Raw genomic sequence first — 12,893 nt, 5'->3', positions numbered from 1 at the left:
TTTGTTGTGAAAGACGATATCGCATATAATCACAATAATTGTTGTATTCACGTGCTCTTTTCCAATATTCCAACTTGCCTAAGGTGATGTTACATGCTCATAACTAAAATGCAATTGAATGACAATCAGCGGTTCCTTATACGAAGTGTTGCTATTATCGTACTTGGTCTCTTTATTAACCAATTGCTGCAGACGGTAGGGAGCATTGTTGTGGCGCGTGTTTTGAATGATCCCATAAAATTTGGCGAAGTGAACCTAATGCTGCAGATTTTCGGGATGGTCAACCTTTTTCTGAATTTGGGATTCAATTCTTCATTGGTCTACACGTTTTCAACGAACTCGAAGGATGCGATTGAAAATAGGTTTCGATTGGCTATGCTCAGCAGCGCCTTTTTTGGAGTGATCGTCAGTATCCTGCTTGCTAGTTTGGCTCCATTATTAGCTGAAACCTATGCACTGCCGTCTTTGAAAGGCGCTCTAGTCATCAGCTCGATTATGTTAGTGTTCAATTCGATCATTAATATCGGGGTAGCCGCCTTCTCCGGTAATCGCAATTTTGGCACGCAGGCTTTGTTTATGGTGATTACAACGGTTCTATCCACAGCGGGTACCGTATTAGGCGTGTTATGGCCTGTCGGTGATGGCTTCCTGTGGGGAGTATCCATAGGGATGGGATCCGGTTCAATCCTGGCCGCCCTGTTCATTTGTTGGAAGGTTGAAAAGGTGCATCATCCGAAGTGGTGGGGTCATGTGTCTATTTCTGAAATCTGGAAGATGATGCAGTATGGAGTTCCCTTGTGGGCTGGAAATATCGCGAAAGCGTTCCAACAGCCTTTTGTGACCATGATTATTGGCTCCAGCTCGGTCATTGCCGTCGGGCATATCAGCAACGCTTTCCGCATAACGGGATTTATCGGGATCGTTACGTGGGCATTTATGATTGTGACCTTTCCTTTTGTCGCGGCGAGCTATCAGGACCCTCTGGAAAGCAAACGACGAGGTACCTTGTGTATTCGATATAACAACCTGATCTTGTATCCGCTAACAGTTGTGATTTGTTTATATCCTAATCAAATTAACGGTTATTTATTTGGTGAAAGCTATACGACCGGGGACTCGGCGACGTATATCCGGCTGTTGGCGCTTGGGGTGTTCTTCTCATCCGTTGGTCGTTTGGGTGGTAATATACTAGCGGGGATCGGCAAAACCAAAGCGAATTTCTGGGTGATGATCGTGGCGGGTATTTTTGTGATAACCCTTGTCCCTCTAATCGCCGCGAGCAATCCTGTATTGGCGGTATGGATTTATACGGGCGGATGGGCGATCTCTGCAATCTGCATGATCTGGTTTTTTTATTTGGAAAATTTCACTCTTAATTGGTGGAAGGCTTACGGGGAGCCTCTGATACCGAGTCTATTCATGGGTCTTTTTATGGAAGTGGGTAGATTTACAGGGGGATTCATGACGAGTTTTGTGCTTATAGGTATTGTTTGCTTGATCATCCTGACTGTGTATATAGAGATGAGAGAGGGGAAGACGGTAGCACCTTCGAACAATTTCAACAATTGACATTATTTTGACCCTTCAATGGTAAAATAGTAATATTTCCAAAAAAATGAGCTGATTATTAAAGTGTATGAGCCATCTATGGATGGAGCTGGTAAATTCTCGCTTCATTTTTTATACTCACTTGTGTTATCCTTATGTATTACGATGTATTGGAACGATTCTGCTATCTACACGGTAGCTGGAATCGATAAAACAGATTTAGGGGTGGTATTCTGAGAAAGCAAAAGGCAATGTCATTTGAAGATCTGCTGAAGGATTTACAAGGCCAGAAAACGATTCAAGAAGACCCGAACCATGTATCATTAGAGAAGTTGTTTAATGAATCGTTCATGAGCAAGCATTCCAGCTTCAAGAGTTTTGAAGAGTTTTTAGAGAAAGGCAACTTTCAAGTAAAGACACATGAAGATATTAATAATATTCATGACGAACTTTTTGATCGGCATGTTGTAAGAGAAACGGATTTTGCGAATTGGAAATCCATGCTGGATTCAGCGACTAAGGAATATGAAGGTAAATCGGAAGCATAAGAATCAAGCTGAATGAAAGAAGCCGATTCGCTTTTTACTCGCATGATAATAGACACTTACAAAGTCAAGCTGCAGCGATGCTTGGCTTTTTGGTGTTTTCACATTTACATAGCATACCGATCCAAATTTTGTTTTCCCTGCATACGCGGAAGCAGGATGATTTGTCCTCACGTATATTGATTAAAAGGATCGATGAGAGGATGGATGTTTTCATGAATATGAATTTGTTGAAGTATGGTTACAAATTTCTATTAGAGAATAAAGGTATTCAAAAAATGTTCAAGGATATGGATAGATTGAATAAAGAAATGGAATTAGTGAAGAAGCAATCCAAAAAAATCAAAGAAACAAAAGGCAGAAAATGAAGCAAGCGATACAGCATAAGTCATCCCGTTTGAACTTGTCCTAAATCAGTTTCCTCAGCATAAATATGTAAAGAGGAGCGTGAATACAATGGACAAGAAAATAAAGCAATACTATCAACTGAAGCAAAAGCAGAAAGAAATAGAGCTAGAACTGACAGAGCTGCGCAGCGAAATATTAAACCATTGCACGGAACAAGGCGTGTCCAAGCTGGAGGTTGGAGGTTATTCGGTAAAGATTGTACATCAGGAGCGTAAGGAATACGATGATAACAAGCTATACGAAGCGCTTCCTGATCCCGAAGTATGGCGCTTGCTCTCCAAAGCGGATTCCTCCAAGATAGCGAGCCTGCTCAAACTGAATGTTATTACCGAAGACAAGATTAAGGATACGTTTTCGGTTAAAACGATATCGCTGCTTCAAGTCGATAAAAAATAAATTGCACGTATAATCCCACTTCACAGAGTGATGTCCAAGCTTACCAACGCGAATCTTTTTTAGGGCCCGGTAGATGTGTACTGGGCTTTTCGCGTTTTATAAAACATATTTGACAAATAATTCCTGTAGGAGTAATATCTAATTTAATAATTATCTAATTAGATGAATGCTAAATTAAATGTGAAAGGATGAAAAATCTTATGCAGCTGGATAAGGTGGTCAATTATCATAAGGCGCTTGCAGACCCTACACGAATAAGGATTTTAATATTGCTCGCTGACGGAGAGCTTAACGGTCAAGTTTTGGCAAATAAGCTATGCGTTACACCTGCAACCATCACTCACCATGCTATGAAGCTGCGAGAAGCTAGTCTGATTAACGAGCGGAGAGATAAAAATACGATCTTTTTTTCCTTAAATCATTACTTTATCAAGAATAATGCCACGGCTACAGAAGATTTAATTTACCGAAAAGCTCAATTCCAAGGAGGTACTGATCATATGCAAGATGAGCATAAGCGTTTGAAGGAATCCGTCATTAAAAACTTCTTTACATCGGAGGGGAAATTGAAAAGTCTGCCCGCTCAGCTTAAGAAAAAACTAATCGTGTTGGAACATCTCGTCTCACAGCTGGAAAAAGGGCGGAAGTATAGCGAAAAGGAAATCAATGATTTTATTAAAAGGTTCCATGAGGATTTTGCAACGATAAGAAGGGAATTTATTATGCATCAATTCATGTATAGGGAAAACGAGGTTTACGAATTGAACCCGCAAGAAATGTGGGCGAGGTGGGAGACTTTGTCGTGACAATGAAGGACTGATCGCACAAAAGGACAGCCTCTGAACTTAATTTGACTGCTCAATCAGCTGTGTAAAATAGCTCAATCTGTCTTTATCAATAGCATTTTTCCCATAAGCATCCATAAATAAATTTGTATAAGTGTCCGTTTTTAAGTTAAAGTTAAGCGTCCATATTCCCCAATATATATCGTAATGCCTATCACCTATTCCACCCTCTCCTAAATCAATAAACCCTTTGAACGAAAAATGGTCCATGATGATATTAGGTAAGCAGTAATCCCCATGAATAATGACATCGTCGAATGCTGAATAAGTGGACCCATTCACGAGAGGGTTGATCCCTTTATTGCTGGCTTCATTTAATAGTTCGGCAGTCCGGTTCTTATAGGGGCAGCCCTCTGTAGAAAGCGAATGCAGCATGCTCAAATATTCACCAAATACAGAAGCTAATATATAGGGATTTTCAATATGTAGACCTGATACTCCGTCTTCACCCGTTACGGCTTCGGAGAATAAGTAATCATGCTCCAAATCGGATTCATAGGCTATCACGTTTGGTGCAAGATTGTGGCTGCTTAGAAATTGTGTCATTCTGTATTCTCGCTCAAGGCTGCCTCTTTTACTTATCTTGAGAAACGCACGATCCGCCCCTTCTACTAGAAAAGTCGCTGCAAGCTCGGAACAACTGCTGTTATACATAGTTGCATGTTTTAAGTAGGGTTGAATGGGCATAGGTACCGTTTCAATATCAAAGGAAACTTGCGTTCTTTTCATTGACTAACCTCCTAAGTTTTGGATGAAATGACCAAAGAAACACGCAGCGCCTCCTTGCAGACATCAAGTTTAGTTCATCTTCTTATATAGAAGTGTAACATACCCCTCCTTTTATTCCATACATTTTTCATTCTTCCCAATCTACCTTACATACACTATATTTAGTAATACATGGAATTAATAGGAGGCTGCTATGTGCGAAAATGGCTCGGTTTTTCCTTAAGCATCACTTGTATCATTATAACGTTGGTTTTTACGATGTATTATGCCTATCAATTTTATAGGGCCAACCAGACCTATGAATTTCAAAGTGAAGCCGTCCCTGATGCCAAATACAGGTTAATGTTTATCGCCACTGAGCAGAATGCACCCTACGGGGGCCGTGTTCAGGAAAGAGCAGTGAAAGAAGCGCAGAAGCAAGGGGCGTCGATCCAATTTCGTAATGCTGTAAGGCCAAATGAGGATGAAATTATGAAGCAGATGGAGGTCGGGATTGCAGCCAGGGTCGACGTCATGATCGTACAGGGGATGGACAGCCCACGGTTTGTTCAAATCGTGAACAAGGCTTCCGCGCTGGGAATTGGGGTTGTTACTGTGTTTACGGACTCACCTGCGAGCTTGAGAAAAGTGTATGTCGGTGCAGACCATTTTATCGAAGGAAATCAGATGGCCGAAACGGTCGCGAAGGCGGTTCATTATGAGGGAGCCGTCAGCATTCTGTACGACAGCAAGGGGAACAACTACCAAATCGAACGCTTGAAGGGAATTGTACAGGCGCTAACCCAATATCCTGCCATTCGTGTAGTACAGGCGCAATTTGAAGGAGACTCCCGTGACGGGTCTTATCGACGAACTAACGACTTGTTAAATGATGGCGAGCATTTCCGGGCGATAATGGGATTAAGCTCGGAGTCCGTGATCGGTTCCGTACAAGCGATTACTAGTCGCGATAGGATCCAGGATTATTTTGTCGCTGCTTTTGATGATTCACCGGAAATTATGCATTTGATCGCATCGAACAAGATTGACGGCATTATGCTGCACGATGACGGCGATGTTGGACAAACCAGCGTGATGCTTGCGTTGGAATGGCTGCGTGGGAAAACCCTGCCGCTGGAGCCATACCATTATGTGACCAATCGGCTGTATACGAGTGAGGAGTTCCTGCATGAAAACATTGCAAAGTAAAATGATCATGCTTACGGTCATTATTTTAGTATTTATGGCCGGACTGTGGCTGTTTCTCAACAATCAGCACCAGCTGACGATTGAAACCTATAATTCGATTCTTCAGCGATATATGGCGATGAACGAGCTGACGAACTTAAGCACGGAAGCGGTCAAACAGCTAAATGGGTATACAACTAACCCGCGAACGGAAACAGAAGCCCGATTTGCGTATGCTGTTGAAAAACTTGAAAGAAATTACGCCGAGCTGCCCGCACTCATCAATCCAGGTAACAAGACGACCTTGCTTAATTTCAAAAATATGATTGCAAGCTTGGTCGAGACGATGAAGCTCTCAGCCAAAGATACGGAGCGTCAGGAGAAGAACTCGGCACTCACAAGGCTGGAGGAAGCGATCCAAATCAACAAATTTGTTCATGAGGAAATGCTTTCTTTGCTTAATCAGGAGCTGACTACCTATAACGATTTTTATGTGCGTATGATTCGGCAGAGCGCGGATTTACGAAAGCTTGGGTTTTGGAGCTTAGGTCTGGCCTCGGCGCTGCTATTTCTGTTTTCGTATCAGTTTGTAGGCAGCATTACCCGTCCAGTTCGAACATTAGCGGCCGCAGCCCGGGAAATATCTGCGGGCAATTTTGACAAGCCTATTGAAATCAAAGGTAGGGACGAATTGTCCTTACTTACTTTGACGATGAATCGGATGAGGATCAGTATCAAAAATTTGATTGAGGAAATGAGTATAAAAGCACAGCTGGAAAAGGATTTGCGGGACCATAAATTATTGTTGAAGGAAAGCGAGCTTCGTAGCTTGCAAAATCAAATCAATCCCCATTTTTTATTCAATACGCTGAACATGCTGGCAAAAAAAGCTTATTTGGAAGGTGCAGAGGAAACGAGCGAGCTCATTGCAAGCGTATCCGGTCTTCTGCGTTACAACCTGCGAAGCTTGAAAGGTATGGTGACGTTAAGGGAGGAACTGCATGTCATTCAAGAGTACCTGATCATACAGAAAGCCCGATTCGGATCCAGAGTGGGGTATGAGCTGAAGCTCGATGAGTCTTGTTTTACCGTACCTATTCCCTGCATGACCCTCCAGCCTTTTGTTGAAAATGCGATCATCCATGCCATTGAACCACTTGAGCAAGGAGGCACTATCCGAATTGAGGTCACTAGACAAGAAGAACAAGTCATCATTGAAATTGCCGACGATGGTGGCGGTATGAAGGAGGAGCAGATCCATGCTTTTTTTCATCCTCGGGATCATGAACCGGAGGAATCTGTTACGGTTGGGACGACCACCGGAATCGGCATTCCCAATGTGATTCGGCGTCTTCAATTGTACTTTGGTGCGGACGATATTGTTCAAATTCGCAGTGATACGGACAACGGCACTGTCATTCGGTTGATATTGCCGCAACAAGGAGGAAATATAGGATGACTTTATTAAAAATATTGATTGCGGACGATGAGGAACTCGAACGTGAAGCGTTGGCTCGTATTTTAAGCAAAGGACTGAGCGGTATCGAAATCATCGGTTTGGCGCACCACGGAAGAATGGCCGTAGAGCTGGCGGAGCAGTATAGCCCGGATCTGATATTGTTAGATATCAAGATGCCAGGTATGGACGGTTTGGAAGCGGCTCAGGCTATTCGAAGCATGAATCGAGATGTGAAGATCATCATGGTTACAGCGTTTGATTCCTTTGATTATGCTCAACAAGCGCTTCGCTTGCAGGTGAGTGATTATATGCTGAAGCCAAGCAAATCGTCCGTTATTTTGGAGACGGTAGGCCAGGTGTTGAAGGAACTGGAAGGTGAGCGGGAGAATCGGCAGCGGCAGCTTCGTGTGGTGGAAAAGCTGGATAAACTTCTGCCCGTATTGGAGGCGGATTATGTGACACAGCTGTTATATGAAAGCGTTCATGAGTCGCATCTTCAGGAAATGCTGGAATTACTGGAATGGAGAGAGCAGGGTCCTGCCTTTGTCATGGTCTGTACGATTCAGACGGAAGGAGATGCAGCAAGCTTGCCTGCCGTATATAAGTCGCTGACCGAGTATTTCCGAACCACATCACACGGATGGGTAGGAAAGCTCAGCTTTAACCAAATGCCGATTATCGTTTTGGCCGATTTGCAGCAGTCGTATCGCGCGCAAAGCACATCGCTCATTCGCAAATTACTTAATTACGTTAGCTGCTTTCGTGGCGTACGCGTATTTATCGGCATTGGCAGCTGCTCTGATGACACTCATGACATTCGGCAATCGTATCATGAGGCCCTCTTGGCTTCTACGGATTTGTCCATTCCGACCCATTACCGGCATTACTCTGACCTGCTGCAGGAGGAGAATCAGTCGGTACTGCGAACATCCGAAACCGAAAAGAAGGTGCTTGAGCAAGCGCGTCGGGGACAGTGGCAAGAGGTGAATATGCTGCTGCAGCAGTGGGTGAACGGCTTTGAGGCAGAGGGTTTCCGATTGGTTGAAGCGCAGCAGCGGGTTCAAGACCTGCTCTTAATCTTATCCCGATTTATCGAGGAGCTTGGTGCCAGGACGGAAAAGCCTTATTATGCCTTTCAAATCTCGGGTTATGCCCAGCTCAGGTCGGAGCTGCTTCGTATTGTGGAGGGAATCGTGCGATCCGTCAAGGAGATGCAGGCGCAGGTGGAGCCTGACTTGATGCTCAAGGTGAAAGCATTTATTATCCACAACGCACAGCGGGAAATATCGCTTGATTTGATTGCTGAGCATGTCCAGATTAGTCCATTTTATGTCAGTCGGTTGTTTAAGGAAACCTTCGGAACGAACTATGTGGATTTTCTGACGGAGTGCCGAATCGAGAAGGCTAAGGAGTTCATGTCCGATGAAGGGAAGAGCTTGAAGGAGATTGCCTATGAGGTAGGTTACCACGATCCCAATTACTTCAGCCGGGTATTTAAAAGAACCGTAGGCCAATCGCCAACCGAATATCGGAAAGATTTGTTAACGCGGCACCGCTCCGCAACCCCGTTTAAAAAAGTGAAGGAGATAACAAGATAGTGCAGATAATGACTCAACTGAAAGCGCTCTCCCCATGATAAATTCAAGTTGTAAGCAAGAATGAGAGTATGTTCAAAAAGAATTTAAAGGGAGAGGTTCGAATTGATGAACAAATGGCTGAAAAAGAGCGGAATCGTAGGGTTAGCATTGACTTTTACCGTAGCGTTAACGGCATGTACGACTGGGGAAACCAAACCGGCAGCAGCAGGAGGAGCTTCGAAGCCTGCCGCTACAGCTCCAGCCGCAGACAAGAAAGACAAAAAGATTGTTATTGGGATGTCGCTCGACACTTTGCAGGAAGAGCGGTGGCAGCGTGACCGCGATATGTTCGTAGCCAAAGCCAAAGAGCTTGGAGCAGAGGTCAACGTGCAGGCAGCGAACAGTGATGACGCTAAGCAAATCTCACAAGCAGAGAACTTGATCAGCCAAGGTGTTGATATTCTGGTTGTCGTGCCTCATAACGCAGAAGCAGCAGCAGCGATTGTACAAAAAGCGCATGCGGCCAACATCAAGGTTTTATCCTATGACCGATTGATCAAAAATTCGGACGTGGACCTCTATATTTCCTTTGATAATGAACGTGTCGGTGAGATGCAGGCGAAAGCGATCGTGGAAAAAGCGCCGAAAGGCAAGTATGTGCTGATCGAGGGCTCTGAAACGGACAATAACGCGCATCTGTTCAAAAAAGGGCAGCTGAACATATTAAAGCCGCTGGTGGATAAAGGCGATATCAAGATTGTATATGAACAATGGACGAAGGATTGGAACCCAGCCAACGCGTTAGCCAATATGGAAAATGCGCTGACGACGAACAAAAATGAAATTGATGCTGTCGTTGCTGCCAATGACGGCACCGCAGGTGGAGTAATTCAAGCGCTGACAGCGCAAAAGCTGGCCGGTAAGATTCCGGTTTCCGGTCAAGACGCGGAGCTTGCTGCCATGCAGCGTATCGTTGAAGGCACGCAATTAATGACCGTGTATAAACCGCTGAAGAAGCTGGCGGATGAAGCGGCTACTATCGCTGTCAAAATGGCAAAAGGCGAAAAGGTAGATGCTCCGAAAAAAGTGAATAACGCCAAGATCGACGTACCTTCCATTCTATTGGATCCGATAGCGGTGAACAAAGATAACGTGGATTCAACTGTCATCGCAGACGGCTTCCATAAGAAAGAAGATGTGTACAAGAACGTTAAGAAATAAGTAATGAGACAAGAGGGCGGGAGAATCCCGCCCTTTTTCTGAGAAGGAATCCACGAAGGAGGGAGTGATCACATGGAAGCGATGGCCCTTGAAATGAAACTTATTACAAAGGAATTTCCGGGGGTTAAAGCACTGAATCAGGTCACGTTTAAGGTGAAAAAGGGCGAGGTTCACGCTTTGTGCGGAGAGAATGGGGCAGGCAAATCAACGTTAATGAAAGTATTAAGCGGGCTGTACCCATCGGGAACCTACGACGGTGAAATCTTGGTCGATGGCGTGGTGCAAAGATTCGGACATATTAAAGACGCGGAGAAAGCAGGCATCGCTATTATTTATCAGGAGCTTGCGCTGGTAAAGAATATGACTGTAGGCGAAAATTTGTTTTTGGGGAATGAACCTTCACGCTTCGGTATTATGGACTGGGATTATGTTTATCTGGAAACGGAGAGCTGGCTTAGGCAGGTAGGATTAAGCGGCATCAAGCCGGATAGGATTACGGGTACGCTTGGTATCGGGCAGCAGCAGTTGATCGAAATAGCCAAAGCGTTGTCCAAGAAAGCGAAAATTCTTATTTTGGATGAACCAACGGCGGCGCTGACCGAGAAGGAAGTTGCTATTTTACTTGCCATTTTGAAAGAGTTTAAAAACCTCGGTGTTACCTGCATTTATATCTCACATAAATTAAATGAAGTGTTCGAGATTGCAGATACCATTACCATTTTGCGTGACGGACTGACCATTGCTTCCCACCCGGCATCGGAATTGACGGAGGATAAAGTCATATCACTCATGGTTGGACGGGAATTAAAAGAGCGCTTCCCTCGTGTTCCGGCACAACCGGGCACTACGATGCTGGCGGTGAAGGATTATACCGTATGGGACCCAAGCCAGCCGGGACGGAAAGTGATTGACAACATTTCTTTTGAATTAAAGCAGGGGGAAATTCTCGGTATTTCGGGCTTGGTAGGAGCTGGCCGCAGCGAGCTGGTGCTTAGTCTTTTTGGCGCTTATGAGGGAGCATCTCAAGGCAGCGTTGAAATTGACGGTAAACCTGTAAACATTAAGGGCACGCAGCAGGCCATCGAGCACGGAATGGCGCTTGTATCCGAGGACCGAAAAAAATATGGGCTAGTGCTGGATATGGATATTAAAAATAATGTCAGCTTGTCCAGTTTAAATAGCATTGCCGTTCGTGGAGTGATTCAGGAAAATCAGGAAATAGCCATCGGACAGGACTATATCCAGCAGCTAAAAATAAAAGCGAATTCAGTAGAAACCATTGTTGGCACATTAAGCGGCGGCAACCAACAGAAGGTGGTTATTGGCAAATGGTTAATGACCAAGCCCAAGATTCTCATATTGGATGAGCCGACGCGTGGGATCGATGTAGGGGCGAAATTCGAAATTTATAACATTATGAATCAGTTATTATCGCAAGGGGTGGCCATCATTATGATTTCATCTGAACTGCCTGAAGTTTTGGGAGTCAGTCACCGGATTATGGTTATTTCGGAGGGTAAGATGACTGGGTTATTCAATTATCAAACAGCAACACAGGAGGTTATCATGGCAGCTGCAACAGGGGGAATCAAAAATGGCTAATTTCGGCGGTGTTCAGGTACCGGTAGACAGGGTCAAAAATAATAGAAAAATTCAGTTGTGGATGAAAATGGACATTAGAGCGTACGCGATGATCGGCGCTTTGGTGGCGATTTGGCTGTTGTTCTCCTTGCTCAATGATACTTTTCTGACACCTAGAAATTTATCCAACTTGTTTTTACAAATGTCGGTGACTTCGGTATTGGCGATCGGTATGGTTCTGGTCATCGTTGCCGGTCAGATCGATTTGTCTATCGGTTCCATTGTCGGCTTGACGGGCGGGGTGGCCGCTATTCTGAACGTGTGGTATGACTGGGATACGGTTCCTGTTATTATTGCAACTGTTTTGTTGGGTGCGCTGATTGGATTTATTCAAGGCTGGTGGGTGGCTTATCGGGCCGTTCCGGCATTTATCGTGACGCTTGGCGGTATGATGGTATTTCGTGGGCTGTGGCTGGGCATTTCCGGTAGTAAAACGATTGCACCGCTTTCCCCGGGATTCAAATATATAGGACAATCCTATTTAATCGGGCCGATTGGTCTTATTCTGGCTTTGATTGCAATCATATTCCTGGTGATCGGATTGCTCCGCAAACGAAATTCACGCAAAAAATATGGGTTTGAGCTCGAGCCGATGACATTCATGATGGCGAAGGCTGTCATCTATTCGGTAATCATTCTCGGCTTCGTGCTGGTTATGAATCAATATCAAGGCATTCCGGTGCCCTTCCTGATTGTTATTGTCTTGGCTGTCATTTTCACTTTCATGGCCAAAAACACCGTGTTTGGACGCCAAACATATGCGGTAGGAGGAAATGCTGAGGCTTCCCGCTTATCGGGTATCAATACGAAACGAAGAATACTTGTCGTTTTTGTTCTATGCAACACACTGGCCGCGGTAGCCGGACTGATTTTAACCGCACGTTTGAACGCTGCTACGTCCAATGCAGGTAATATGTATGAGCTGGACGCGATTGCAGCCTGCGTAATCGGGGGAACCAGCTTGCTTGGCGGTGCTGGAACGATTATCGGTGCGATTATCGGGGCTTTGGTGATGGCGAGTCTCGATAACGGAATGAGCATCATGAACGTGGACTCGTATTGGCAGCTTATTGCAAAAGGCAGCATACTGATCGTTGCCGTATGGTTCGATATTTACAGCCGTCAGAAAAAGAAGAAGGCGTAAACGGCAACATTTTAACAGAAGAGAATGACTCATGCAGCCTTTTTTCATTGGCATCTTCCATTGACATAGACAAAATTGAATAGATTAATTACAATACAGATAAGCAATGCAAACCGACCCTATGTTTAGCAGGGTGGGTTTATTTTGCATGTATGTACTCAAATAAATTCGATAGATTGTCTATATAAGATGAACCAAAGAAACACACAGCCC

The 12,893-nt window shown here is 44.5% G+C and carries 12 protein-coding genes; 11 read left to right on the top strand and 1 reads right to left on the bottom strand.

Translation table 11 applies throughout. The annotated features are described in order from the left end of the window. The first annotated feature begins 93 nt into the window (after positions 1–93). From BM210_RS31270 to BM210_RS31250, 5 genes are all read left to right on the top strand, one after another. Positions 94–1,569: an oligosaccharide flippase family protein gene (locus BM210_RS31270; protein WP_091176606.1), complete on the top strand. Its 1,476-nt coding sequence runs from the start codon at positions 94–96 to the stop codon at positions 1,567–1,569. 230 nt (positions 1,570–1,799) lie between these two features. Beyond that, entirely contained in the window at positions 1,800–2,096 is a 297-nt protein-coding gene (locus tag BM210_RS31265; protein ID WP_091176604.1) for a hypothetical protein, read from the top strand. A gap of 200 nt (positions 2,097–2,296) precedes the next feature. Further along, a complete protein-coding gene (locus BM210_RS35465) occupies positions 2,297–2,461 on the top strand; it encodes a hypothetical protein (RefSeq protein ID WP_218184995.1) in 165 nt (54 codons plus the stop codon). 88 nt (positions 2,462–2,549) lie between these two features. After that, positions 2,550–2,897: a hypothetical protein gene (locus BM210_RS31255; RefSeq protein ID WP_091176600.1), complete on the top strand. Its 348-nt coding sequence runs from the start codon at positions 2,550–2,552 to the stop codon at positions 2,895–2,897. A gap of 200 nt (positions 2,898–3,097) precedes the next feature. Then, a complete protein-coding gene (locus BM210_RS31250) occupies positions 3,098–3,703 on the top strand; it encodes a DUF2087 domain-containing protein (protein WP_091176599.1) in 606 nt (201 codons plus the stop codon). 39 nt (positions 3,704–3,742) lie between these two features. On the opposite strand, the gene BM210_RS31245 is transcribed toward BM210_RS31250, so the two are convergent. After that, the gene (locus tag BM210_RS31245) at positions 3,743–4,471 is read right to left on the bottom strand and encodes an aminoglycoside 3'-phosphotransferase (RefSeq protein ID WP_091176597.1); all 729 of its coding nucleotides are present in this window, start codon (positions 4,469–4,471) and stop codon (positions 3,743–3,745) included. Positions 4,472–4,666: 195 nt separating this feature from the next. Between BM210_RS31245 and BM210_RS31240 the strand changes: the two genes are divergently transcribed. The 6 genes from BM210_RS31240 (at position 4,667) to BM210_RS31215 (ending at position 12,680) form a co-directional block, all read left to right on the top strand. Continuing rightward, positions 4,667–5,659, top strand: a complete 993-nt coding sequence (locus BM210_RS31240) for a sugar ABC transporter substrate-binding protein (RefSeq protein WP_177238105.1) — start codon at positions 4,667–4,669, stop codon at positions 5,657–5,659. Then, positions 5,640–7,097, top strand: coding sequence for a sensor histidine kinase (locus BM210_RS31235; protein WP_091176594.1), 1,458 nt, complete (start codon positions 5,640–5,642; stop codon positions 7,095–7,097). Before BM210_RS31240 ends, BM210_RS31235 begins: the two co-directional genes overlap by 20 nt. Beyond that, entirely contained in the window at positions 7,094–8,695 is a 1,602-nt protein-coding gene (locus BM210_RS31230) for a response regulator (protein ID WP_091176591.1), read from the top strand. Before BM210_RS31235 ends, BM210_RS31230 begins: the two co-directional genes overlap by 4 nt. Positions 8,696–8,800: 105 nt before the next feature. Beyond that, positions 8,801–9,895 (top strand): D-xylose ABC transporter substrate-binding protein, encoded by a 1,095-nt coding sequence (xylF, locus tag BM210_RS31225; protein WP_091176589.1) that lies wholly within the window; start codon positions 8,801–8,803, stop codon positions 9,893–9,895. Positions 9,896–9,967: 72 nt separating this feature from the next. Next, on the top strand, positions 9,968–11,497 hold the full coding sequence (locus BM210_RS31220; protein WP_091176588.1) for a xylose ABC transporter ATP-binding protein: 1,530 nt from the start codon (positions 9,968–9,970) through the stop codon (positions 11,495–11,497). Then, a complete protein-coding gene (locus tag BM210_RS31215) occupies positions 11,490–12,680 on the top strand; it encodes a sugar ABC transporter permease (protein ID WP_091176587.1) in 1,191 nt (396 codons plus the stop codon). The genes BM210_RS31220 and BM210_RS31215 overlap by 8 nt, the downstream gene beginning before the upstream one ends. The last annotated feature ends 213 nt before the right edge of the window (positions 12,681–12,893 follow it).

The organism is Paenibacillus sp. 1_12 (assembly GCF_900114475.1).
Lineage (GTDB): Bacteria > Bacillota > Bacilli > Paenibacillales > NBRC-103111 > Paenibacillus_S.
The sequence above is the reverse complement of the archived record's forward strand: the minus strand, read 5'-3'. Positions and strand labels throughout refer to the sequence as shown.

Excerpts from the sequence above, each read along its gene's own strand:
- BM210_RS31220 (WP_091176588.1), top strand. The coding sequence starts at position 9,968 with ATGGAAGCGATGGCCCTTGAAATGAAACTTATTACAAAGGAATTTCCG.
- BM210_RS31270 (WP_091176606.1), top strand. The coding sequence starts at position 94 with ATGCTCATAACTAAAATGCAATTGAATGACAATCAGCGGTTCCTTATA.
- BM210_RS35465 (WP_218184995.1), top strand. The coding sequence starts at position 2,297 with ATGGATGTTTTCATGAATATGAATTTGTTGAAGTATGGTTACAAATTT.
- BM210_RS31230 (WP_091176591.1), top strand. The coding sequence starts at position 7,094 with ATGACTTTATTAAAAATATTGATTGCGGACGATGAGGAACTCGAACGT.
- BM210_RS31255 (WP_091176600.1), top strand. The coding sequence starts at position 2,550 with ATGGACAAGAAAATAAAGCAATACTATCAACTGAAGCAAAAGCAGAAA.
- BM210_RS31245 (WP_091176597.1), bottom strand. The coding sequence starts at position 4,471 with ATGAAAAGAACGCAAGTTTCCTTTGATATTGAAACGGTACCTATGCCC.
- BM210_RS31215 (WP_091176587.1), top strand. The coding sequence starts at position 11,490 with ATGGCTAATTTCGGCGGTGTTCAGGTACCGGTAGACAGGGTCAAAAAT.
- BM210_RS31250 (WP_091176599.1), top strand. The coding sequence starts at position 3,098 with ATGCAGCTGGATAAGGTGGTCAATTATCATAAGGCGCTTGCAGACCCT.
- BM210_RS31265 (WP_091176604.1), top strand. The coding sequence starts at position 1,800 with ATGTCATTTGAAGATCTGCTGAAGGATTTACAAGGCCAGAAAACGATT.
- BM210_RS31235 (WP_091176594.1), top strand. The coding sequence starts at position 5,640 with ATGAAAACATTGCAAAGTAAAATGATCATGCTTACGGTCATTATTTTA.
- xylF (WP_091176589.1), top strand. The coding sequence starts at position 8,801 with ATGAACAAATGGCTGAAAAAGAGCGGAATCGTAGGGTTAGCATTGACT.